Origin of the sequence: Nocardia takedensis NBRC 100417 (assembly GCF_000308695.1) — a bacterium.
Taxonomy (GTDB): Bacteria; Actinomycetota; Actinomycetes; order Mycobacteriales; family Mycobacteriaceae; genus Nocardia; species Nocardia takedensis.
Window position 1 is genome coordinate 1 of sequence record NZ_BAGG01000046.1, and the last position, 22,989, is coordinate 22,989.

The 22,989-nt window shown below is 71.3% G+C and carries 23 protein-coding genes; 18 read left to right on the plus strand and 5 right to left on the minus strand.

Translation table 11 applies throughout. From position 1 onward, the window contains the following. Positions 1-299 precede the first annotated feature (299 nt). The 6 genes from ON30_RS09780 (at position 300) to ON30_RS09805 (ending at position 6,748) form a co-directional block, all read left to right on the plus strand. Positions 300-1,469, plus strand: a complete 1,170-nt coding sequence (locus ON30_RS09780) for an alpha/beta hydrolase (RefSeq protein WP_040705943.1) — start codon at positions 300-302, stop codon at positions 1,467-1,469. Between the two features lie 103 nt (positions 1,470-1,572). Next, entirely contained in the window at positions 1,573-2,667 is a 1,095-nt protein-coding gene (locus tag ON30_RS09785; RefSeq protein WP_083911277.1) for an ABC transporter substrate-binding protein, read from the plus strand. Beyond that, the gene (locus ON30_RS09790; protein ID WP_040705944.1) at positions 2,667-3,539 is read left to right on the plus strand and encodes an ABC transporter permease; all 873 of its coding nucleotides are present in this window, start codon (positions 2,667-2,669) and stop codon (positions 3,537-3,539) included. Before ON30_RS09785 ends, ON30_RS09790 begins: the two co-directional genes overlap by 1 nt. Continuing rightward, positions 3,515-4,285 carry an ABC transporter ATP-binding protein gene (locus ON30_RS09795; protein WP_083911278.1) on the plus strand — a complete coding sequence of 257 codons (771 nt, stop codon included), beginning with the start codon at positions 3,515-3,517 and terminating at the stop codon, positions 4,283-4,285. Before ON30_RS09790 ends, ON30_RS09795 begins: the two co-directional genes overlap by 25 nt. Beyond that, a complete protein-coding gene (locus ON30_RS09800) occupies positions 4,282-5,625 on the plus strand; it encodes an LLM class flavin-dependent oxidoreductase (RefSeq protein WP_040705945.1) in 1,344 nt (447 codons plus the stop codon). Before ON30_RS09795 ends, ON30_RS09800 begins: the two co-directional genes overlap by 4 nt. A 151-nt stretch (positions 5,626-5,776) precedes the next feature. Further along, the gene (locus ON30_RS09805) at positions 5,777-6,748 is read left to right on the plus strand and encodes an MFS transporter (RefSeq protein WP_051029138.1); all 972 of its coding nucleotides are present in this window, start codon (positions 5,777-5,779) and stop codon (positions 6,746-6,748) included. Between the two features lie 3 nt (positions 6,749-6,751). Here the strand turns inward: ON30_RS09805 and ON30_RS09810 are convergent, their stop codons facing one another. Continuing rightward, entirely contained in the window at positions 6,752-7,336 is a 585-nt protein-coding gene (locus tag ON30_RS09810; RefSeq protein WP_040705946.1) for a TetR/AcrR family transcriptional regulator C-terminal domain-containing protein, read from the minus strand. A gap of 117 nt (positions 7,337-7,453) precedes the next feature. On the opposite strand from ON30_RS09810, the gene bioB reads away from it, so the two are divergent. The 4 genes from bioB (at position 7,454) to ON30_RS40080 (ending at position 9,633) form a co-directional block, all read left to right on the plus strand. Next, the gene (gene bioB, locus ON30_RS09815; RefSeq protein WP_040705947.1) at positions 7,454-8,467 is read left to right on the plus strand and encodes a biotin synthase BioB; all 1,014 of its coding nucleotides are present in this window, start codon (positions 7,454-7,456) and stop codon (positions 8,465-8,467) included. Positions 8,468-8,476: 9 nt separating this feature from the next. Then, entirely contained in the window at positions 8,477-8,704 is a 228-nt protein-coding gene (bsaP, locus tag ON30_RS09820) for a biotin synthase auxiliary protein BsaP (RefSeq protein ID WP_083911279.1), read from the plus strand. An 8-nt stretch (positions 8,705-8,712) separates the two neighbouring features. After that, a complete protein-coding gene (locus tag ON30_RS09825; RefSeq protein ID WP_063719855.1) occupies positions 8,713-9,354 on the plus strand; it encodes a DUF2567 domain-containing protein in 642 nt (213 codons plus the stop codon). Between the two features lie 105 nt (positions 9,355-9,459). Then, positions 9,460-9,633, plus strand: coding sequence for a hypothetical protein (locus ON30_RS40080; RefSeq protein WP_169334899.1), 174 nt, complete (start codon positions 9,460-9,462; stop codon positions 9,631-9,633). A gap of 6 nt (positions 9,634-9,639) precedes the next feature. Here ON30_RS40080 and ON30_RS09830 read toward each other — a convergent pair whose 3' ends face one another. Next, positions 9,640-10,398, minus strand: a complete 759-nt coding sequence (locus tag ON30_RS09830; RefSeq protein ID WP_040705950.1) for an NUDIX hydrolase — start codon at positions 10,396-10,398, stop codon at positions 9,640-9,642. A gap of 76 nt (positions 10,399-10,474) precedes the next feature. Between ON30_RS09830 and nadA the strand changes: the two genes are divergently transcribed. From nadA to nadC, 3 genes are read left to right on the plus strand one after another with little or no spacing between them, the layout of a single operon-like run. Next, positions 10,475-11,503 (plus strand): quinolinate synthase NadA, encoded by a 1,029-nt coding sequence (gene nadA, locus ON30_RS09835; protein WP_040706005.1) that lies wholly within the window; start codon positions 10,475-10,477, stop codon positions 11,501-11,503. Continuing rightward, positions 11,490-13,196 carry an L-aspartate oxidase gene (locus ON30_RS09840; RefSeq protein ID WP_040705951.1) on the plus strand — a complete coding sequence of 569 codons (1,707 nt, stop codon included), beginning with the start codon at positions 11,490-11,492 and terminating at the stop codon, positions 13,194-13,196. Before nadA ends, ON30_RS09840 begins: the two co-directional genes overlap by 14 nt. Before the next feature lie 28 nt (positions 13,197-13,224). After that, complete coding sequence (gene nadC, locus ON30_RS09845) at positions 13,225-14,097, plus strand: carboxylating nicotinate-nucleotide diphosphorylase (protein WP_040705952.1); 873 nt, start codon at positions 13,225-13,227, stop codon at positions 14,095-14,097. A gap of 6 nt (positions 14,098-14,103) precedes the next feature. On the opposite strand, the gene ON30_RS09850 is transcribed toward nadC, so the two are convergent. Together ON30_RS09850 and ON30_RS09855 are read right to left on the minus strand one after the other, a co-directional pair. Then, positions 14,104-15,282, minus strand: a complete 1,179-nt coding sequence (locus ON30_RS09850; RefSeq protein WP_040705953.1) for a winged helix DNA-binding domain-containing protein — start codon at positions 15,280-15,282, stop codon at positions 14,104-14,106. 26 nt (positions 15,283-15,308) lie between these two features. Beyond that, positions 15,309-15,803 (minus strand): tellurite resistance TerB family protein, encoded by a 495-nt coding sequence (locus tag ON30_RS09855; protein WP_083911280.1) that lies wholly within the window; start codon positions 15,801-15,803, stop codon positions 15,309-15,311. Positions 15,804-16,014: 211 nt separating this feature from the next. On the opposite strand from ON30_RS09855, the gene ON30_RS09860 reads away from it, so the two are divergent. Together ON30_RS09860 and ON30_RS09865 are read left to right on the plus strand one after the other, a co-directional pair. Further along, the gene (locus tag ON30_RS09860) at positions 16,015-17,754 is read left to right on the plus strand and encodes a penicillin-binding transpeptidase domain-containing protein (RefSeq protein WP_040705954.1); all 1,740 of its coding nucleotides are present in this window, start codon (positions 16,015-16,017) and stop codon (positions 17,752-17,754) included. Between the two features lie 242 nt (positions 17,755-17,996). Then, on the plus strand, positions 17,997-19,580 hold the full coding sequence (locus tag ON30_RS09865; protein WP_040705955.1) for a serine/threonine-protein kinase: 1,584 nt from the start codon (positions 17,997-17,999) through the stop codon (positions 19,578-19,580). A 46-nt stretch (positions 19,581-19,626) separates the two neighbouring features. Here the strand turns inward: ON30_RS09865 and ON30_RS09870 are convergent, their stop codons facing one another. Beyond that, the gene (locus ON30_RS09870) at positions 19,627-20,208 is read right to left on the minus strand and encodes a TerD family protein (RefSeq protein ID WP_040705956.1); all 582 of its coding nucleotides are present in this window, start codon (positions 20,206-20,208) and stop codon (positions 19,627-19,629) included. Between the two features lie 17 nt (positions 20,209-20,225). Between ON30_RS09870 and ON30_RS38975 the strand changes: the two genes are divergently transcribed. The 3 genes from ON30_RS38975 (at position 20,226) to ON30_RS09880 (ending at position 22,982) form a co-directional block, all read left to right on the plus strand. After that, positions 20,226-20,372, plus strand: coding sequence for a hypothetical protein (locus ON30_RS38975; RefSeq protein WP_157183677.1), 147 nt, complete (start codon positions 20,226-20,228; stop codon positions 20,370-20,372). 145 nt (positions 20,373-20,517) lie between these two features. After that, positions 20,518-21,855 carry a histidinol dehydrogenase gene (hisD, locus tag ON30_RS09875; protein ID WP_040705957.1) on the plus strand — a complete coding sequence of 446 codons (1,338 nt, stop codon included), beginning with the start codon at positions 20,518-20,520 and terminating at the stop codon, positions 21,853-21,855. Further along, positions 21,852-22,982, plus strand: coding sequence for a histidinol-phosphate transaminase (locus ON30_RS09880; RefSeq protein WP_373282531.1), 1,131 nt, complete (start codon positions 21,852-21,854; stop codon positions 22,980-22,982). Before hisD ends, ON30_RS09880 begins: the two co-directional genes overlap by 4 nt. Positions 22,983-22,989 lie beyond the last annotated feature (7 nt).

The following is a 22,989-nucleotide window of genomic DNA, read 5'->3' on the forward strand; positions in this document are numbered from 1 at the left end:
CTACGCCGTCTCGGACCGGGGTGGGGATGTGTCGATTCGGGGGCGCGAGGGTGTCGTCGCGGGATGACCGCCGGGACGCGGCCCCATTGACGAAGGTGATCTGGAATCGGTGGGGGCACATGCGGATTCGGGGCGCAGGGTGTCGTCTGCGGGTATCGGTGGGTTGAGGGCGGGATCGCTGGGTATCGCAGCAGATGTTGTGTTCGGTGCTGCCGTGCCGGGCGGTGGTCGTGTGGGAGAAGGGACGGTGCGCCTACGCCGGGGCAGCGGCAGGTGAGAGAAAGGGGCATGGTGGAGTGATGTCACCGTGGCACGATCGACACCCGTCCACGATCTCGGACTGGGACGACGAACGGCGCAGGGCCCGTTTGCGCGAGTCCCGTCTCGGTCACGACCGGCAGACCCTGCGGCGAACCAGGAGGGTGCTGCTGCGCTTGCTCGCGGTACTGGTCGCGGGGTTGATCCTGTTCGTCCAGTACTGGTCGAACGACGTGCATCCCGAGCAGATGCGGTTGGCGCGCACGGCGCCCGCGGTGCTGCCCGTCGCCGAACCGGCGGACGAACGCGATTGGGACACCGTCGTGGTCGATCTGGTCGGCCTGGGCGGTCTGGACGCCAGTGACACCGCCGAGAGTCTGCCCGCGCTGCGGGACATGGGCGTGGTGTGGGCGATCAAATACGACAACGAAGGTATCGATACCGAGGTGATCGCCGATCTGATCACCCGCGCGGCGTTGATGTCGGGGATGAAGAACGTGATCCTGGTGGGCCACAGCATGGGCGGGGTGATCGCGCTCGAGGTCGGCAAGCACATCCACACCGACAGCGATCGGCGGTTGGTGGCGGTGCTGTTGGACTGCACGCCGGTGGATCTGAACGCGGTGCGCCCGGAGAGTCGCGGTCGCGGCGAGGACATGGTGCGCTGGATGCGCTGGCTGCCGGGCGCGCGGGAGAGTCGGGCGCTGCGGATCGCGGTCGAAACCTACGCCCGCCGTGAGCAGTTCATGGATCGGCACTGGTCGGGGTCGCCGGGTGTGCGGGGTGAGCGCCTGCACGACGTGGTCGAGGAAGTGTTGCAGGACAAGATCTTCTCCACCGACGCGGCGAGCAACGGTCTGATCGAGGCGCAGTTCCTGGCGATCGTCGCCGGGGGCGCGGTCAACGATCTGCGGGCGCTGTCGGAACCGGCGGACGGGAAACCGCGGCCCGCCATCGTGTATCTGCGTCCGCGAAACGCGGCATCGGACAACGTGGTCGACGTGGCCTATTCGCACCGGGTGCTGGTCGACGAGGTCGGCGGGGTGGACGGTGCGCTGCTGGTCGCCTTCCCCCGCAACACCGGCCACGCGAATCCGCGGCAACGGCCGGGGGAGTACAACCGGGTGATCACCGATCAGGTGTTGCCGTTCGTGCAGCGCTATCAGACCCAGGCCCGCTCGACCGAGAGCGCGGCCGCCGCCCCTCGGTGACTGCCGGTGCGCGAATTCCGAGGTCGCAGCGGCGCGGACAGGGTTCGAATCAGATGAAATCAAACCGTATGCTCGCCTGGCACAGGCTGGTTCAATCGCGGTCATGTATCGACCAACAACGTTCCTCTCCGGCCTGCGTGGCCGCACGACAGCCGCGTTGCTCGCCGTGGCTACGGTTGCGAGCCTGGGACTGATCGGGTGCGGGAGCAATGACTCCGCGGTCGGTGCCGACACGGCGAACACCCCGTTACCGACCGAGGTTCCCCAGGGCACCACGCTGATCGTCGCCGATCAGCAGGAGCGGTTGCAGTCGGCGTTGCGCCTGTCCGGCGAGCTGGACAAGCTGCCGTTCAAGGTGGAGTTCGCGAACTTCATCGGCGGACCCGCGATTCTCGAGGCCTTCCGTGCCGGGGCCGCCGACGTCGCGCCGGTCGGCGACGTGCCGCCGATCCACGCGCTCGCCGCCAAACAGGACGTGCCGATCGTGGCGGCCTACCAGACCGCGCCCGAGGCGATGAAACTTGCGGTGGCGCCGGGCCGTTCGATCACCCGACTGGCGGATCTGAAGGGCAAGAAGATCGCCTACGCCGAGGGCACCGCCCAGCAGGCGGCGGTGCTGCGCGCACTGGACAAGGCCGGTCTGAAGACCGGTGACGTCGAGTTGGTGCGGTTGCAGCTCGCCGAATTCCTCGACGCGGTGCGCACCGGTCAGGTGGATGTGGCGCCGCTGCTCGAACCGAATGTGACCCGTTTCCTGCGCACCCAGGGCACCTCGCTGATCCCCGACGCGGAGACCGCGAACATCTACCCGGGTCTGGCCTACCTGTACGCGCGGCGCGAGGTGGTGCGGGATCCGGCGAAGGCGGCGGCGACCCGCGCGCTGGTCGCGGCGTATGTGCGCTCCTACCAGTGGGTGAACACCCATCAGGCCGAGTTCGCGCAGAAGTACTACGTGGACAACCAGAAGGTCACCCCCGAGGACGCCGAGCGCATCGTGGATTCCTTCGGCCAGTTCACCTTCCCGCATCTGGATCAGGCGCTGGTCGACCGGCAGCAGTCCACCATCGATCTGATCGACGCCGCGGGTGAACTGCCCAGGAAGATCCAGGCTTCCGACGGGTTCGACCTGCGTTTCGACGCCGTGATCACCCAGACGGTCACCGAATCGGGGGCCTCGTTCGAGCGAGGGAAGAGCTGATGGCCGTTCGTACCGCCGACGCCGGAGTGTTCGGGCGGGTCCCCCGGGTCCGCCGGTCGACCGCGTCCCCTGTCCTGGCGCGGCGCAAGACCTCGCGGCCGCGACTCGGTCCGGGACGTCCGATCCCGTTCGGGCTCGCGATCGGACCGACGCTGCTGGTCGGCGCGTGGGTGATCGGTTCGGCGACCGAGTCGATCGATCCGGAGACGCTGCCCGCGCCGTGGACGGTGGCCCAGACCGCCGGTGACCTGTGGGCCGACGGGCGCTTGCAGTCGAATCTGCTGACCTCCTTGCAGCGCGCGGCGCTGGGCCTGGGCATCGGCGTGGCGCTCGGACTGGTGCTCGCGCTGGTGGCCGGGTTGAGCCGGATCGGTGAGGCGCTGGTCGACGGACCGGTGCAGATCAAGCGCGCCATCCCGACGCTGGCGCTGATCCCGCTGTTCATCGTGTGGTTCGGCATCGGCGAGGAGATGAAGCTCATCGTCATCACGACCAGTGTCGCGGTGCCGATCTACATCAACACCCACGCGCATCTGCGCAGTGTGGATGCCCGCTACGTGGAACTCGCGCAGACCGTGGGACTCTCGCGGTGGGATTTCGTCCGCAAGGTGGCCCTGCCGGGTTCGCTGCCCGGCTTCTTCACCGGTCTGCGCCTGGCGGTGACGATCGCGTGGCTGGCCCTGGTGGTCGTGGAACAGGTCAACGCCACCAGCGGCATCGGCTACCTGATGACCCAGGCCCGCACCTACGGGCAGATCGACGTGATCGTCGTCGGCCTGGTGATCTACGGCCTGCTCGGCCTGTTCGGCGATCTCGCCGTGCGCGCCTCGGAGAGGAGGGCCCTGTCGTGGCGACAGACGTTGGGCGACTGACCGGCACCGGAGTGGTGCGCCTGCGCGAGCTGAACCGCGGGTTCGGCGAGCGGGTGGTGCTGCGCGGCATCGACATCGATATCGAGGCGGGCGAATTCGTCGCTCTGCTGGGCCGCAGCGGGTCGGGCAAGAGCACGCTGCTGCGCGCGCTGGCCGAACTCGACCACGACGTGCCGGGATCGGGCGAACTGGTCGTCCCCGCCGAACGGGCGGTGGTGTTCCAGGATTCGCGACTGCTGCCGTGGCTGCGGGTGCTCGACAACGTGACCCTCGGCCTGAACGGGGCCGACGCCGACGCCCGCGGTCGCAACGCGCTCGCCGAGGTGGGGTTGGCCGGTCGCGAGAAGGCTTGGCCGCGTGAACTCTCCGGCGGTGAACAGCAGCGTGTCGCGTTGGCGCGCTCACTGGTCCGGGAACCGGAACTGCTGCTGGCCGACGAACCGTTCGGCGCGCTGGACGCGTTGACCCGTATCAAGATGCACGCCCTGCTCCAGGAACTGTGCGCCGAGCACAAGCCCGCGGTGCTGCTGGTGACCCACGACGTCGACGAGGCGGTGGTGCTCGCGGATCGGGTGCTCGTGCTCGACGACGGCCGCATCATTCTCGATCAGCGCGTCGATCTGCCCCGTCCGCGCCGCCACGGCGATCCGGAGTTCGTCCGGTTGCGCGAGGTGCTGCTGGCCGGACTCGGTGTCGACACGGCGCGTGCCACCCCTTCTCGCGAGGAAGCGAAGAACGCCTCATGACCGAGCTACGTCAGCTCAGCCTCAACGCCTTCATCTACCCGTCCGGACATCACGAGGCGGCTTGGCGGCATCCGTGGAGTCAGCCCGAGCGCATCTACGATGTGCGCTACTACCAGGAGATCGGCCGGATCGCGGAGGCCGCGACGCTGGACGCGGTCTTCTTCGCCGACGGTCCCGCGCTGCGCACCGACGTCAAGCACAACGTGGCCTCCGGGCTGGAGCCGATCACGCTGCTGACCGCGATCGCCGCCGCCACCACCCACCTCGGACTGATCGCGACGGCCTCGACCACCTACTACGAGCCCTACAACCTCGCGCGGCTGTTCTCCACCCTCGACCACATCTCCGGTGGTCGGGCCGGCTGGAACATCGTCACCACCGGCACCGATCTGGCCGCGGCCAACTTCGGTCTCGACAAACACCCCGAGCACGCCGAACGGTACGCGCGCGCCCGGGAATTCGTCGACGCGGTGGTGGCGCTGTGGGACAGCTGGGAGGACGACGCGATCCGCCTGGACAAAGAAGCGGGGATCTACGCCGATCCGGACAAGATCCACCCGATCGATTTCGTCGGCGAGCACCTGCGCGTGCGGGGGCCGTTCAACGCGCCGCGCACCCCGCAGGGCCATCCGGTGCTGGTGCAGGCGGGCGCGTCCAACGACGGCCGGGCCTTCGCGGGCAAGTACGCGGAGGCGATCTTCACCGCCCACCAGCGGCTCGAGGACGCGCAGGCGTTCTACGCCGACATCAAGAAGCGGGCGGGCGAGTTCGGCCGCGCCGCCGACCAGGTGAAGATCCTGCCGGGCATCAGTCCGTTCATCGCCGACACCGAAGCGGCGGCCAAGCGGCTCGAACGCGAGTTCAACGAGCTCACCGTGCCGGATTACGGGCTCGAGCAGTTGGAGAGCATCGCTCAGACCAGTCTGCGGCACCTGCCGTTGGACGGGCCGATCCCGCTCGAATTGTTCAGCGACGCGGGCGATGTCACCGACAACGAGCGCAGCCGCCGTCAGGTGGTGGCGGGCATCGTGCAGCGGGAGCGGCCGACCGTGCGCGGTCTGCTGCACCGCCTGGCGGGCGCGCGCGGACACCGGGTGTTCGCGGGCACGCCCGAGCAGGTCGCCGACACCATCGAGGAGTGGTTCCGCAACAGGGCCGCCGACGGTTTCAACGTCATGCCGCCCTACTACCCGGGCGGTCTGGAGATCTTCGCCGAGACGGTGGTGCCGATCCTGCGGGAGCGCGGCCTGTTCCGCACCGAGTACACCGGGACCACGCTGCGCGATCACTTCGGGCTGGCCCGGCCGCAGAGCCGCTACGCACCCGCCCTGGCGCGGTGAGCGAAGGCTGCTGTCGTCGCGGTGACGTGCTCCGCGCGCGGAGAAGATCGGCCGTCGCGGTGCGCGGTCGCGGCGGTGCGGCGGCGTCCGCGCGGGAGCGGGCCGACGCCCTCGGCGCGTCGAATGGGGTTCGCGCCGTGACGGTTCCGCGATGACCGGATCGGTCACCGTGGAACCGTTCGCGCCGCGCACGTTGATGTGGACGGTCTTCGTGCCGATGGCGGTCTACAGCCTCGGCTTCGGCGCCGCCGCGCCCATGTACGTGCTGCGCGCGCTGGATCTGGGCGCTTCGCCGGGGACGGCGGGGCTGATGGTGGGGCTGACCGGGTTCGGGATGGTGTTGGCGGATCTGCCCGCGGGGTCGATCGTCGCCAGGATCGGCGAGCGCGGCGCGATCGTGGTCGGTTCGGCGGTCGGGGTCCTGGGTGTGATCGCGGCGCTCTGGGCGCCCGGACTGGGCGTCTTCGCGCTCGGCATGGTGCTGATCGGGGTGTCCGGCGCGGTGTGGGGGTTGGCGCGGCAGTCGTATCTGGTCGCGGTCGTGGCCCCGTCGCATCGGGGACGGGCGCTGTCGATGATGGCGGGCGCGTCGCGGTTCGGCACGTTCTGCGGGCCGTTCCTCGGTGCGTTGCCGGTGCACGCGCTCGGCCCGGACGGTGCGCTGTGGATGCAGTTGATCACCACGGTGATCTCGGCCGCGGCCATGATGGCCATCTCCGTGGACGGGGATCGCGCCGGGGCGGACACGCGGTCGATGCGGGTCGTCGTCGTGGAGAACCGCCGGGTGCTGGCGACCTTGGGCTCCGGTGCGCTGCTGGTGGGTGCGGCGCGTTCGGCCCGGTTGACGTTGCTGCCGCTGTGCGCGGCGCAGGTCGGCGTCGGTGCGGCGGCCACGAGCGTGATCTTCGGCATCGCGGGGGCGGTGGACGTGCTCATGTCCTATCCGGCCGGCGTGTGGATCGACCGTGGGCCGATCATCGTCGGCGTGATGAGCGCGGTGACGGTGTTGGGCGCGGCGGCGGTCACGATGGCCGCGACCTCCGCGGCGGGCGCGGAGTCCATGCGGCGCTGGTTCCCCGACGTGCCGGAGACGCGAGCCACGGACGCGGGCGCTCGGCGCTGACGATCAGCGCACGCGCGCGCCGAGCAGGTTGCGGATGCCGCCGAGGAACAGGCGCAGGCCGAAGTCGAAGCGGGCGGTGGCGTCGGTGGGGTCCGCGAGCGGGGAGGCGTGCTCGGGCAGCGCGCCGACGGAGTCCATCTGCATGCGCGACTGTTCGTCCACGGTCTGACCGAGGACGTAGTAGAGCAGGGTGAAGGCCGCGGATTCGGCCTCCGGGCGGGTCATGCCCGCGCGCAGGGCCGCGCCGACGACGCGTTCGCGGCCTTTGCTGGTGGTCAGCCGGGAGGCGTAGGTGGCCGAGACCAGTTCCGCGCCGTCGCGGTAGGCGAGCAGGCAGTCGCGCAGACGGTGGGCGAGTTCGGTGATCTGCTCGGCCCAGTCCTCGCCGGTCACGGGCTCGTCCATGGGGGCCAGGATGCGGTCGGCGACGGCGCCGAGCAGGGCCTGCTTGTTGGGGAAGTGCCAGTACAGCGCGCCGGGCTGGACTCGCAGCGAACTCGCGAGCCGACGCATGGTCAGATCCGCGAGGCCGTATTCGTCGAGGATGGCGATCGCGCCCTCGACCACATCCGCCCTGTGCAACTGCACCGATTGCCTCCCGTGTTGACTCGCTGTCCACCGCTACCCTAGCCTGAACGCCGTTCAAGTTTCCTTGAACACCGTTCAAGTCGTGCGGCCCGCTCGGCCGCGGGAGGGATTCGCGTCGTGACCCAGGCACCCGTGACCACCGATATCCTGGCCGTCGCCCGCGAGCAGGTGCTCGTGCGCGGCGAAGGGCTCGATCAGGCGCAGACCCTCGACGTGCTGCGCCTCGGCGACGACCGCCTCGAGGACCTGCTCGCGCTGGCCCACGAGGTCCGTATGCGCTGGTGCGGCCCCGAGGTCGAGGTCGAGGGCATCATCTCGCTCAAGACCGGCGGCTGCCCCGAGGACTGCCACTTCTGCTCGCAGTCCGGCCTGTTCCAGTCCCCGGTGCGCGCGGCCTGGCTCGACATCCCCAGCCTGGTGGAGGCCGCCAAGCAGACCGCCAAGTCCGGCGCGACCGAATTCTGCATCGTCGCCGCCGTGCGCGGACCGGACGCCCGGCTGATGGCCCAGGTCGCCGCGGGCGTGGAGGCCATCCGCAACGAGGTCGACATCCAGGTCGCCTGCTCGCTGGGCATGCTCACCCAGGAACAGGTCGACCAACTCGCCGCGATGGGCGTGCACCGCTACAACCACAACCTCGAGACCGCCCGCTCGCACTTCCCGAACGTCGTCACCACCCACACCTGGGAGGAGCGCTGGGACACCCTGCGCATGGTGCGCGAAGCGGGCATGGAGGTCTGCTGCGGCGGCATCCTCGGCATGGGCGAGACCCTCGAGCAGCGCGCCGAGTTCGCCGCCGACCTCGCCTCGCTGAACCCCCACGAGGTGCCGCTGAACTTCCTCAACCCGCGCCCCGGCACGCCCTTCGGCGATCTCGAGGTGCTGCCCGCCGCCGACGCCCTGCGCGCGGTGGCCGCGTTCCGACTCGCGTTGCCGCGCACCATGTTGCGCTTCGCGGGCGGTCGCGAGATCACCCTCGGCGACCTCGGCGCGCGCCAGGGCATTCTGGGCGGCATCAACGCCGTCATCGTCGGCAACTACCTCACCACGCTGGGCCGACCCGCCGAAGCCGACCTTGATCTGCTGGGCGAGTTGAAGATGCCGATCAAGGCGCTCAACGAAACGCTGTGAGTCGCGACCATGAGTAGTGTCATGGGCATGGACGAGCGCTACAACCCGTTCACCGGACAGCCGGTCGTACCGGGACACGACGACGTGATCCCCGCCGCCGCCTCCCTCGGGCTCGAGCCGCCGCGGTTCTGCGAGCGGTGCGGGCGGCGGATGATCGTGCAGGTGAGCCCGGACGGGTGGTGGGCTCGGTGCTCGCGCCACGGCATGATCGACTCGGCCGACCTGGAACGCCGCTAGTGCGGGCCGTGCGGGAGGGCGGTGTCCGCGGCGAGCTGTGGGGCTGCGCCCTGATCGTCCTGGTGACGACGGCGGTGAGCATTCTCGCGGGTGTCGCCTGGGGTCTGCTCGCGCCCGGTCAGCAGGCGCTGGTGGTCCAGTCGGGTCGTCAGGTGCTGCTGCCGGGGGAGAGCGTGCACGATTTCGACGCGCTGGCGATCTTCGCCTGCACCGGCGGCATGCTCGGGGCGCTGACGGCGGTCGGCGCGTGGCGGTTGCGCTCGGTGCGCGGGCCGCTGGTGCAGATCGGGGTGCTGGTCGCCGCCTTCGCGGGCGCGTTCGGCATGCGGGCCTTCGGCGAACTGGTCGCCCAACTGCGCTACCCGGTGGTCGAGAACGCCGCGGCGGGCCAGATCGTCGACCGCGCACCGGAACTCGGCAGCGCGCTCGCGCTGCTGGCCCAGCCGCTGGTCGCCTCGCTGGTGATGCTGTTCCTCGCCGCGTTGAGCCCGCGCGAGGATCTGGGCACCGGTTATATCGGCCCGATCGGCGCCACCCGCCCCGTTCCCCCCTACGGCCCCAACGGTTCCGTCGACGGCGGCCTCATCCCCTACGGCACCCCGGGGCCGTACGGTCAGTCGGGGTCGATCCCGAGCCATTCCTCGTACTGATCCGCGCCGGGGCCGCCGCGCCAGGGGGGCGGCGGAAAATGCGTGGCCCGGTGGGCCGCCCGTCGTTACCGTCGGAGGAGACGGTGAGCGAGGGGAGGTGTCGGGATGACGTCCGAGTCGAAGAAGTCCGCGCGCGGTGCGGAGGCGGGGGTCGAGCGGCCGGATCTGACCGCCTGGCGGTGGCGGCAGGCGTTGCGCAGCAGTTCGGCCGCCCAGCCGGTGACCAACAAGCGGCGCTACCGGCGCGGCGTGAAACACCGCAAGCAGCACGGGGATTGAGTTCGATCAGGTCGGCGGGCGCAGGGCGGCGAATTCGTCGGTGACGCGCAGGACCGCGTCGGTGAACCGGTAGAGCGCCGCCGGGCGTCCGCCCGTGCGGCCGGGTGGCGCGGTCGCCCCGGTCGGGACGATCACCTTGCGGCGGGTCAGGACTCGTTGCAGGTTGGTGGTGTCCACGTCGTAACCCAGTGCGGCGCAATAGATCGCGCGCAGGGTCGACAGCGTGAAGTCCGCGGGGGCCAGCGCGAAGGCGATATTGGTGTAGGACAGTTTCGCGGCGAGTCGGGTGCGCGCGTGCTCGACGACCACGCTGTGGTCGAACGACATCGTGGGCAGCGCGGAGACCGGATGCCAGGCGGTGTCGGCGGGCAGTTCGGGTTCGGCGGTGAGCGGAACCAGACCCAGGTAGGCCGAGGCGATGCGGCGCGGGGCGGGCACCCGGTCGGGTGCGCTGAAGACGGCCAGTTGTTCGAGGTGGGTGAGTTCGCGGACGTCGACCTTCTCGGCGAGTTGACGGCGCGCCGAGACGTCGAGGTCCTCGTTGTCGCGCAGTCGCCCGCCGGGGAGCGACCAGGTGTCCTTCTGGGGGTCGAGCGCGCGCTCCCACAGCAACACCGCCAGTTCGGTGCGTAGGCACCCCCGATCGCCGGTGCGGAGCTTCTCCGCGAGGTCTGCGGTGCCGCTACCTGCGGATTCGCCGTCGGAGAAGCGGCGAACCTGGAACACCGCGGTGAGCGTTTCGTGGATGGTGCTACTATGGGGCATGTTTTCGATTGTAAGTCGAAAACCTGGTTGGGTGCGAATCGGCGAGTACGCCGACCGCACGAGGAAGGGAGCCATCATGGCGACGATCGGTGCGCTGATGGAACAGGTGGTCGACGGACCCCTCGGATTCGACGGTGTCGAGGCGACGCCGGACTGGGCGCGGGAAGTGCGGCGACTGGCCGAACAGCGCAACGCGACCATCCTGGCGCACAACTACCAACTGCCCGACATCCAGGACGTCGCCCACCACGTCGGCGACTCGCTGGCCCTGTCGCGGATCGCGGCCGAGGCCGCCGAGGACACCATCGTGTTCTGCGGCGTGCACTTCATGGCCGAGACGGCCAAGATCCTCAGCCCCGACAAGACGGTGCTGATCCCCGACCAGCGCGCGGGCTGCTCGCTGGCCGACTCGATCACCGCCGAGGAACTGGGCGCCTGGAAGGCCGAATTCCCGAACGCCGTGGTCGTGTCCTACGTCAACACCACCGCCGAGGTCAAAGCCCTCACCGACATCTGCTGCACCTCCTCCAACGCCGTGGACGTGGTGGCCTCGATCGACCCCGAGCGCGAAGTGCTGTTCCTGCCGGACCAGTTCCTCGGCGCGCACGTCAAGCGGGTCACCGGCCGCGCGAACATGCACATCTGGGCCGGTGAATGCCACGTGCACGCGGGCATCAACGGCGACGAACTGACCGAACAGGCGCGCAGCCACCCCGACGCCGAACTGTTCGTGCACCCCGAATGCGGGTGCGCCACCTCCGCGCTCTACCTCGCGGGCGAAGGAGCGTTCCCGGCCGACCGGGTGCACATCCTGTCCACCGGCGGCATGATCGACGCCGCCAAGGCCGCGAAATCCTCGCAGGTGCTGGTCGCCACCGAGGTCGGCATGCTGCACCAACTGCGCAAGGCCGCACCGGGAATCGACTTCCAGGCCGTCAACGACCGGGCCTCGTGCAAGTACATGAAGATGATCACCCCGGCCGCGCTGCTGCGGTGCCTGACCGACGGCGCGGACGAGGTGCACGTGGACCCGGAGACGGCCGCGCGCGGTCGCCGGTCGGTCCAGCGGATGATCGAGATCGGCAATCCCGGTGGCGGGGAGTGACCGCCGGATCGACTGGGAGGCCGCGGCCGATCTGGTCGTGATCGGCGGCGGGGTCGCCGGCCTCACCGCCGCCCGCACCGCGTCGCTGCGCGGCGCGCGGGTCCTGGTGCTGAGCAAAGGCGGCCCCACCGACACCGCCACCCAGTACGCCCAAGGCGGCATCGCCGTGGTCGCCCCGCGCGGCGATTCGGTGAATTCACACGTCGAGGACACCGTCGCCGCGGGCGCGGGCCTGTGCGAGGTCGAGGCGGTGCGGTCCGTCGTCGCGGGCGGACAGGACGCCGTGGCGGCGCTGACCGACCTCGGCGCGGTCTTCGACCTGGGCCGCGACGGCGAGATCTCGCGCACCCGCGAGGGCGGCCACAGCACCCGGCGCATCATCCACGCGGGCGGCGACGCCACCGGCGCGGAGGTGCAGCGCGCGCTCAACGCCGCGGGGCTGCCCGCGGTGTTCGGCGCGGCGGCCTGCGAGGTGGTGACCGGTCCGCGCGGCGTGCGCGGGGTTATCGCGGTGTCGGAACGGGGGTTCGGCGTCGTGCACACCCCGGCGGTGCTGTTGGCCACCGGCGGTCTCGGTCAGCTCTACGCGCTGAGCACCAACCCGCCCGGCGCGACCGCCGACGGCCTCGCCTTGGCACTGTGGGCGGGCGCGGCGGTGGCGGATCTGGAATTCGTGCAGTTCCACCCCACCGTGCTCTACACCCCGGGCGGCACCGGGCGGCGTCCGCTGATCAGCGAAGCGGTGCGCGGCGAAGGGGCCGTGCTGGTCGACGCGGCGGGCGAATCCGTGACGGCGGGTGTGCATCCGCGCGGCGACCTCGCACCGCGCGACGTGGTGTCGCGGGCCATCGCGGCCCGGATGCGCGCGCTCGGCGCCGATCACGTCTACCTGGACGCGCGCGGCATCGCCGGTTTCGCCCGGCGGTTCCCGACCATCACCGCTTCGTGCCTGGCGGCCGGACTCGATCCGGCGGTCGACCTCGTCCCGGTCGCGCCCGCCGCGCACTATCAGTGCGGCGGCGTCGTCACCGATCCGCACGGACGCACCGGAGTGCCCGGTCTGTACGCGGCGGGGGAGGTCGCGCGCACGGGCCTGCACGGCGCGAACCGGTTGGCGTCCAACAGCCTGCTCGAGGGGTTGGTGGTCGGCGAACGGGTCGGCGTCGCGGTGGCCGAGCGGCGCGAGGAGCCCGCCGAGGTCACCGAGATCCGCACCCGCACCATGCCGCGCGCGCCCCGTGCCGCGCTGCAACAGGTGATGACCGGGGCGGCGTCGGTGGTCCGCGACAGCGCCGGACTGGCCGAGGCCACCGAGCGCCTGGACCGGGCCGTGCTGCGCGGCATGTCCTCGCGGTTCACCCAGTCGGTGCGCGAACGCGGGGCGGCCGCCGTCCCCGCCGCCCCGCGGGTCCTGGCCGCCCAGCGCATCGCCGACCTCGAGGACGGCGCGCTGACCCTCACCGCGCGCGTCCTGCTGCTGGCCGCGAGCGCGCGCACCGAGAGCCGCGGCTGTCACACCCGATCCGATCATCCCGACGCCGATCCGGCCCTGCGCCACAGCATCCCGATCCGGCTCGACCACGACGGACACCCCGACGCCCGCCCGATGGCGGGCGCGCCGGAAGGGCCGCTGCTGGCCACCCGGCTCGCCGCCGACCCGGACGGTCCGGCGCTGTCGGTGGCCGTGCCGTGACCGTCGGCGAACACCAGAGGAGAACACGATGAGCACCGATCCGGCCTTGGACCCCGCCCTCGACCTCGACGAAGTGCGCGCGCTGATCCGTACCGCCCTGGACGAGGACCTGCGCTACGGCCCCGACGTCACCACCGCCGCCACCGTGCCGGCCGACGCGACCAGTAAGGCCGCCGTGGTCAGCAGGCAGGCGGGCGTGCTGGCCGGCCTCGACGTCGGCCTGCTGGTCCTGGACGAGGTGCTCGGCGCGGGCGGCTACGAGATCACCGACCGGGTTCCCGACGGGACGCGGCTCGAGCCTGGCGCGCGGGCGCTGGGCCTGATCGCGCCGACGCGCGGACTGCTGACCGCCGAGCGGACGATGCTGAACCTGGTGTGCCACCTGTCCGGCATCGCCACCGCCACCGCCGCCTGGGTGGACGCGGTCGCCGGCACCGGCTGCCGTATCCGCGACAGCCGCAAGACCCTGCCGGGCCTGCGCGCGTTGCAGAAGTACGCGGTGCGGGTCGGCGGCGGCGTCAACCATCGGATGGGTCTGGGCGACGCGGCCCTGATCAAGGACAACCACGTGGTGGCGGCCGGTTCGGTGGTCGAGGCGCTGCGCGCCGTGCGCGCGCTGGCTCCCGAACTGCCCTGCGAAGTGGAGGTCGACAGCCTCGACCAGCTCGACGCCGTCCTGGCCGAGGGCGTGCAGTTGGTGCTGCTGGACAACTTCCCGCTGTGGCAGACCCAGGCCGCCGTGCAGCGCCGCAACGCCGTCGCGCCCGACACCGAACTCGAATCCTCCGGCGGCCTGACCCTCGCCGACGCCACCGACTACGCGCGCACCGGCGTCGACTACCTCGCCGTGGGCGCGCTCACCCACTCGGTGCGCGTCCTGGACCTCGGCCTGGACATGTGAGATCGCCTAGGCGGTGAGTTCCTTCTCCAGCGGGGTGCGGAAGCGGGGGATGGCGCGGACGGGGCCGTACCAGGCGGCCATGCGATCGGCTTCGGCGGCGATGGCCGCTTCGGCCTCGGCGCCGACGTCCTCGAGCAGGCGGTGCACGACTTCGCCGTCCTTGCGCTGGGCCCAGCCGCCGACGATACGACCGTCCCACCAGACGCTCGGACCGATGTTGCCGTTGCGGTCGAACAAGGACGGGGCGTGCGGACCCAGGTACCAGTCCCGTTTCTGCCAGCCCATCGGCGTCGGGTCCAGCGCCGGGAGCAGCGCGGCCCACGGCGCGGGCGCGGGCACGGGGTCGAGATCGTCGGCGAGCAGCAGACCGGGTGTCCCGTCGAGATCGACCTCGACCACCTCGATCTCGGCCAGCGCCGCGCGCACCTGCGCCAGCGTCCACCCCGTCCACCACTTGAGGTCGGCGAGCGGGGCGGGGCCGAAACGGTGCAGCCACCGCCGGACCAGTTCGCCGCGGGCCTCGGCCACCGGCAGGGTCGCGACCCCATCGGGCAGCCACGTTTCGATCGGCGCCCAGCTGTACTGACTGCTGGTCCAGCCGCCGTTGGGCCTGCCGCGCACGATCCGCCCGGTGCAGCCGAGGGTGACCAGAACCCAGGTGGTGATGTTGGTCGGCCGCGAATAACTCTTCTCCGGCGCGGGATTGACCTGCGTGCGCAACCGCGGCACATCCTTGCTCAACTGCGCGCCGGTGGCCGCGCCACGCGCCAGCAGCGCCGCGTGGGTCTGCTCCTCGACCTCGGCGAGCCAGGGGCCGACCTCGCCGTCGATCACGCCCTCCAGTTCGAGATAGCGGCCGTAGGTGCGCCGCTGTTTGACCGCCAGGTCGTCGGCGCACGCCGCCTGCAACGCGGGCAGCAGGTCCGTCGGCGCGACGAACATGGTGCGCCGCATGGCGAGCAGGCGCAGCAGCGAACGCTGCTCGTAGAGGGCGGCTTCCACGTGCGCGGGCGTCAGCGTGCGCGACCGCGCGGCGATCGAGAGGAACACCGTCGCCGGATCGGTGGCGTGCAACACCACCAGGGAGCGCACCACCTCGGCCACGTCCTCGCCCCGCGCCTCGGCCGCCAACCGGTGTCGGAGGCCGAGCCTGGCCCGCCGTTCGGCGGCATCGATCGAACGCACGGTCGAATACTAGCGAAAGGCGCGGCTCACAGACCGAACTGGCACGGGTCCAGGCGCAGCGCCTGGCACGCCTCGCGCACCGCCGCCACCTCGGCCTGGTCGAAGTTGCCGTCGGCGTTGCCGATCAGGATGCCGATCTGCACGACCGCCTCCGCTTCGGTGGCCTTGCCGGCCACCTTCGCGATCTGCTGGAGCACGTGCGCGCGACCGAAGGCCGGGTCGGCGGTGATCCGGGCGCAGTTGTCCTCGAACAGCGCGCGCAGTTCGTCGGCGGCGAAATTGCCCAGCGCGGGTTCGGTGCCGATCAGGCCCGCGACCCGGACCCGTTCGTTCTGGTCGACGGACCCGTCGGCGGCGGCGACCAGCGCGCACATGCCCATGGCCGCGTCGCGGAACGCGCCGCCGCGCAGTTCGTTCTTCTTGCTCAGCAACTGCTTACGCCACCGCGGCGCCTTGTCCACGACATCCATCAGGCGGCCGAAGGTGTGCGCGTTGGACACCAGCTTGTTCAGGAAGGCCATTGACCCGCTCCCCGGGACGAGGGTCCGCGCCGACGGCGTTCGGAGCCCGAATCGATATGCGCGTCCGCCGGGAATCGCCGGACGCGCCTCATTATCGACCGGATCGGGCCCGGTGTTAATCCGGCGCGCGTCCGAATCGTGTCGCCACGCCGGGGAATCGCCCGGTCGGGGCTGACCTGCGCGCGGGGACCGCGCGGATACAGTCGGCCGGGTGCGTACCCAACGGAAGCTTCTCGCCCTGTTCGCCGCACCCGCGCTGCTGCTGTCCGGTTGCGGTTCCGGTCCCGACCAACCGGAGACGGTGGCGCACCGATTCATCGAGGCCCTCGATCGCGACGATCTGGCGGCCGCGGCCGAACTCACCGACGACCCCGCCGCGGCGGGCGCGGCGCTGACCAAGCTGTACGACGGGCTCGGCAAGGACGTCGACTTCGAGGTCGGCGGCGTCGACGGCGACGATTTCACCCTCGCCGCGACGTGGAAGTTCGGCGCGGGGCAGTGGACCTACACCACGAAGGGGTCCGCGATCTCCGGCGAGGACTGGAAGATCCGCTGGAATCCGAGCACGGTGGCTCCCGGCCTGGAGACCGGCCCGTTGCAGTACCTGCCGGTCGCGCCGACACCGGCGCGGGTGCTGGACGCGGCGGGCGCGGAGATCATGGGCGAACAGGTGGTCACGCTGGTGAACGTCGCCTCCGGGGCGGACCTCGCGGCGGTCGCGAACCTGGTGGCCCCGCTCGCGCCCGGGATCACCGCCGATTCGCTGCGGGCCGATCTGTCGGCCGCCGAGGGCGCGCCGGTCACCGCCATCAGTCTGCGCGCGAGCGACCTCGCGCCGATCGAACCCGCGGTGGCCGCGCTGCCCGGTGTCACCCTGAGTCCGCAGACCCGGCTGCTCAGCACCGACAAGGCGCTGGCTTCGCCGACGCTGTCCGGTCTGGCCGAGTTGTGGCAGAGCGAATCCGCCGCCGCGACGGGGTGGACCGTGCGCGCGAGCACCCCCGAGGGACCCCGCACGGTCGCCGGACAGGACGCGAAACCGACCGCCGACCTGCGCACCACCCTCGACCTCGCGCGTCAGCGCGCCGCCGAGGACGCCCTCGCCCCGATCGCGCAACCCGCCGCGATCGTCGCGCTGCGCCCGTCCACGGGCGAGGTGGTCGCGATGGCCCAGAACGCTCCCGCCGACGCGCTGGGACCGCTCGCGCTGACCGGTCTCTATCCGCCGGGCTCCACCTTCAAGACGGTGACCGCCTCGGCCGCGCTGCAAGCGGGGATCGTCACCCCCGACACCGTGCTGCCCTGCCCCGGCACCGCCGACATCGAGGGTCGCCGCATCCCCAACGACGACAACTTCGACCTCGGCCAAGTGCCGTTGCACACCGCCTTCGCCCGCTCCTGCAACACCACGATGGGCGCGCTGGCCGCGCGGTTGCCCGCCGACGCCTTGACGAAGGCCGCCGAACAACTCGGACTCGGCGTCGACTACGTCACCCCGGGGCTGACCACGGTGACGGGCGCGGTCCCGCCCGCCGAGACCCCGGCCGAACGAGTGGACGACAGCATCGGTCAGGGACGGGTGACGGCGTCCCCGTTCGGGATGGCGCTGGTGGCCTCCTCGCTCGCGCACGGTTCGGTGACCGCGCCCACGCTGGTCGCGGGCCGACCCGGCGTCGCCGACCGTGTCCCGGCCCCGCTGCCGCCCGCCGTCGACCAGCAGATCACCGGGATGATGCGCGAGACCGTCACCGGCGGCACCGCCACCCAACTCGCCGACATCCCGGGTCTGCTCGGCAAGACGGGCACCGCCGAGTACGGCGACAACACCCACGCGCACGGCTGGTTCGTCGGGATCGACGGCGACCTCGCCTTCGCCGTCCTCGTCGCCGACGCGGGCGGATCCGGGCCCGCCGTCGAGGCCGCCGGACGCATGCTGCGCGCGTCGCGCTGAGCCGCGTCGCGACCGGTCCGAGACGTCCGGATGACGATCCGATGACCTCCGGGTGGTGCGAAGACACAGCGTGGTGTCGGCGAACCGCCGTGTTCTTCGATGGCCGTCGGAAATATCTACTGGCTGACGCGTGGGACGGCCCGTGCGCCCGCTACACTCGTCGGCGGGCCGCTGTGGCGGTCAATATGCGGGATGTCACGATTTCGAGAAGGTTCGGAGTAGGCGCCATCGATACCGGTCAGTTGATCGCGGAGCATTACCGCCTGGTCGAGCGGATTGGTAGCGGCGGCACAGGCGTGGTCTGGCGTGCCGTCGACGAGCGCCTGCAACGCTCGGTGGCGGTCAAGCAGATCCACATCCAACCGAGTCTGCCCGAGCACGAACGCGACGTGGTGCGCCAGCGCGCCATCCGCGAGGCCCGCAACGCGGCGCGGTTCCAACACCCCAACGCCATCGTCGTGTTCGACATCACCGAGCACGACGGCGATCCGTGCCTGGTGATGGAGTACATGCAGTCCAAGAGCCTGGCCGCGGTCCTGTCCGCGCAGGGCACCCTGGCGCTGACGCAGGTGGCCCGGATCGGCGAACAGGTCGCCTCGGCGCTGATCGCCGCCCACCAGGCGGGCATCGTGCACCGCGACGTGAAACCGGGCAACGTCCTGCTCGACGACAACGGCAACGTCAAGATCACCGACTTCGGCATCTCCCGCGCCACCGGCGACGTGACGCTCACCGAGACCGGCCTGATCTGCGGCACCGCCGCCTACCTCGCCCCCGAGGTGGCCCGCGGCGCCGATCCGACGCCCGCCGCCGACGTGTTCGCCCTCGGCGCGACGCTGTTCCACGCCCTCGAGGGCGAGCCGCCCTACGGCGCGAGCCCCAACCCGCTCGCGGTGCTCTACGCGGCGGCCAACGGGCAGGTCAGCGAACCGCGCAACGCGGGAGCCGCCACCGATTTCCTGCTGCGACTGCTCAGCCCCGATCCCGAGGAACGCCCGACGATGCGGGCCTCGCGCGATCACCTGGCCGCCTTCGCCGATTCCGTCGCCGCGCCCGTCCCGGCGATGTTCGTCCCCGCCAGCGAGGCTTACGCGCGTCGCCAGAGCAACGGCAACGGGCACGAGGCGGCCACCCGCGCGCTGCGCACCCCGCCGCCGTCGAACCCGCGGCACACCCCCGGGCAGCACAACGGACGCCCCGCGCCGTCACCGCAGCGCAACGGCCACTACGACACTGCCGCGCATCCGAGCACCGCCGCCCATCCGCGCACCTCGGCCCAGCCGCGCCCGGACACCTCCGAGGGCTCCGGCAAGTCCGGCGGCAAGCGGGGCGCGATCCTCATCGGCGGTGTGGTCGGCGCGAGCGTCGCGGTGGTGGCGCTGCTGCTCGGCGCGCTGAACCAGTCCGATTCCGACAGCCCGAGCCCCCAGGCCGGTCCGACCACGGTCACCACCACGACCGGCGCGCCCACCACCTCGGCCACGCCCGCGCTGGGCGCGACGCCCAGCACCGGTTCGGTGGGCCTGGGCCCGGCGGGCGAACTGATCGTCGACTTCTACAGCGATCCGGCGAGTTCCTATTCGCTGCTCACCCCGGCCGCGCAGCAGGTCTACGGCGGCGAGCAGGGTTTCCGCCAGTACTGGGGTTCGCGGACCATCGACACCTTCGCCGACATCAACGGCGCGGGTCGGGGGGCTTACCCGGACGGCTCGCTGGACATGCGTTTGGCCCAGCTGACCATCGACGGGCGCACCTCCTCGCTGGTGCTGCACGTTGTCAACAGCGGCGGTCGCCTGCTGATCGACAGCGACACCCGCCCCAACTGAGCGGAGGCGGGACCGGGACGGACCGGCCCCGCGCTCACCCTGGGTCTCAGGCCATCGCGAAACGCAGCAGCGCCTGCTTGTCGCCCTGCTTGATCTTGCCCTTGCGGTTGAGGACCTCGAGCTGCCACACCGGGCCGTTGCGGAACGCGCGGGCCACCGCGTTGCCGTTCTCGTTGCCCAGCAACGAGGGCCAGATGTCGGCGACCTGCTGGGTGGTGCCCCCGCTGGCGTCGTAGACCTTGAACGAGATGTTGTTGGCCTTCTCGAAGGAACTGCCCTTCTTGAACGCGGCCGCGACGAAGATGATGGCGTCGATGCCGCCGGGCACCGCGTCGAAGGTCACCGTGACGGTCTCGTCGTCGCCGGTGGCCGCGCCGGTCTGCTCGTCACCGGAGTGCAGCACGGAGCCGTTGCCGAGCGGGTCCAGCGAATCCAGGCCGGCGAAGCGGACCGGTTCGGCGCCCTGCATGAGGATGGCGATCAGGTCGAGATCGACACCCTTCTTCCGGCGCGCCCACCCGAGCGCGCCGCCGCTGGTCCCCGCCGACGGATCCCAGCTCACCCCGACACTCAGCTTGGTGATGCCCGCGAGATCCGCGGCCCCGTCTTCTTTCTTGAGCGTGATCATGGCAACAGACTACCGGCGTGACCGAAATGTCGTGGCCGACAGTATTTTCACTGGTCAGGGCGGATTTCGGCAAAAGTTCGGACCGCGAAACCGTACTGCCCGCACAGATTTCGGGGCGGTGCGCGACCTGGAAGATCACCGCTCGCGGCCGGGCGGATCGCTGACAGCGACCGGGTAGATCACAGCCCCGGCCCGCCCGCCGTCGCGGCTCGCCCGCGGGCGATGTCGCGCGGGGTCGACCGGGGCGGAAATGCGGTGGCGCCGCCCATTAGGCTGGTAGCCGACGTGACGAAAGGACCGCACACCGCCATGACATCCCGTATCGAGCTCGCCCGCGTAGATCTGCGCGGCCGCACTCCTTCCGCCGCCGAGCTGCGCACCGCGCTGCCGCGCGGGGGAGTCGACGTGGACTCGGTACTGCATCATGTGCGTCCGGTGGTCGAGGCGGTACGCGATCGCGGTGTCGAGGCGGCCCGCGAGTTCAGCGAGAAGTTCGACGGCGTGGCCCCCGTGGCCGTGCGCGTCCCCGCCGAGGCGATGGCCCGCGCGCTGGCCGAGCTCGATCCGGCCGTGCGCGCGGCCCTCGAGGCGGCGATCGAGCGCACCAGGAAGGTGCACGCCGACCAGCGGCGCACCGACACGGTCACCGAGGTGGTGCCCGGCGGCACCGTCACCGAGCGCTGGGTGCCGGTCGAGCGGGTCGGGCTGTACGTGCCCGGCGGCAACGCCGTGTATCCCTCCAGTGTCGTGATGAACGTGGTGCCCGCCCAGGCCGCCGGGGTCGATTCCCTGGTGGTGGCCTCCCCGCCGCAGGCCCGTTTCGACGGCCTGCCGCACCCGACCATCCTCGCCGCGGCGGAACTGCTCGGCGTCGAGGAGGTGTGGGCCGTCGGCGGCGCGCAGGCCGTGGCGCTGCTGGCCTACGGCGGCCTCGACACCGACGGCGCGCCGCTGGACCCGGTCGACCTGATCACCGGCCCGGGCAACATCTACGTCACCGCCGCCAAGCGGCTGTGCCGCGGACTGGTCGGGATCGACGCGGAAGCGGGTCCCACCGAGATCGCGATCCTGGCCGACGCCACGGCCGACGCGGTGCACGTCGCCGCCGACCTGATCAGCCAGGCCGAACACGACGTCCTCGCGGCCAGTGTGCTGGTCACCGACAGCGCGGAACTCGCCGACGCGGTCGACGCCGCCCTCACCGCGCAACTGCCGGTGGTCAAGCACGCCGACCGCGTCCGCGAGGCGTTGACGGGCAGGCAGTCGGGCACGGTGCTGGTCGACGACATCGCCCAGGGCCTGCGCGTGGTCGACGCCTACGCGGCCGAACACCTGGAGATCCAGACCGCCGACGCCGCCGCGGTCGCCGCGAAGGTGCGCAGCGCGGGCGCGATCTTCGTCGGCGCGTACGCACCGGTCAGCCTGGGCGACTACTGCGCGGGCTCCAACCACGTGCTGCCCACCGCGGGCTGCGCGCGGCACTCCTCGGGGCTGAGCGTGCAGACCTTCCTGCGCGGCATCCACGTGGTCGAGTACACCGAGGCCGCGCTGAAGGACGTCGCCGGACACGTGGTGGCCCTGTCCACCGCCGAGGATCTGCCCGCCCACGGCCAGGCCGTCACGGCGCGATTCGAGGCGCTGCGGTGAGCGTCGAGGTGAGCGCGCCCGGCGCGGGGATCGGTCTGGACGATCTGCCCCTGCGCGCCAATCTGCGCGGCAAGAAGCCCTACGGCGCACCGCAGTTGACGGTGCCCGTCCAACTGAACACCAACGAGAATCCGCATCCGCCCTCCGCGGCGCTGATCGATGACGTCGCCGAATCCATCCGGGCCGCCGCCGCCGATCTGCACCGCTACCCGGATCGCGACGCGGTCGCGCTGCGCGCCGACCTGGCGGCCTACCTGCGCGCCCGCACCGGCGTCTCGGTGGACACCGCCAACGTGTGGGCGGCCAACGGCTCCAACGAGATCCTGCAACAACTGTTGCAGGCCTTCGGCGGTCCGGGCCGCAGCGCGCTGGGTTTCGTGCCGTCCTATTCGATGCACCCGATCATCTCCGAGAGCATCGACACCGCGTGGGTCGAGGCGCTGCGCACACCCGACTTCTCCCTCGACGTGGACGCCGCGCTGGCCGTCATCGCCGAGCGCGCGCCGAATGTGGTGTTCGTGACCAGCCCGAACAATCCCACCGGGCAGAGCATCGCGCACTCGGACCTGATCCGGATCCTGGAGGCCGCGCCCGGCATCGTGGTGGTGGACGAGGCGTACGGCGAGTTCTCGGCCCAGCCGAGCGCGGTGGCCCTCATCGACCGCTTCCCGGCCAAACTCGTGGTCAGCCGGACGATGAGCAAGGCGTTCGCGTTCGCGGGCGGACGACTGGGCTACTTGGTCGCCGCGCCCGCCTTCATCGACGCCCTGCTGCTGGTGCGCCTGCCCTACCACCTGTCGGTGGTCACCCAGGCCGCCGCGCGCGCCGCGCTGCGCCACGCCGAGGAGACCTTGGGCAGCGTCGCCGAACTGGCCGCCGAGCGCGACCGGGTGGTGGCCGCGCTGCGTGATCTCGGCTACGACGTGGTCCCCAGTGACGCCAATTTCGTGCTGTTCGGCCGGTTCGCCGACGCGCCGCGGGCCTGGGGGCACTACCTGGACGAGGGCGTGCTGATCCGCGATGTCGGCATCCCCGGCCGCCTGCGCGCCACCATCGGGTTGGCCGCGGAGAACGACGAGTTCCTGCGGGTCAGCGCGGGCCTGGCCGCCGCCGAACTCGCCCGATGAACGAGCC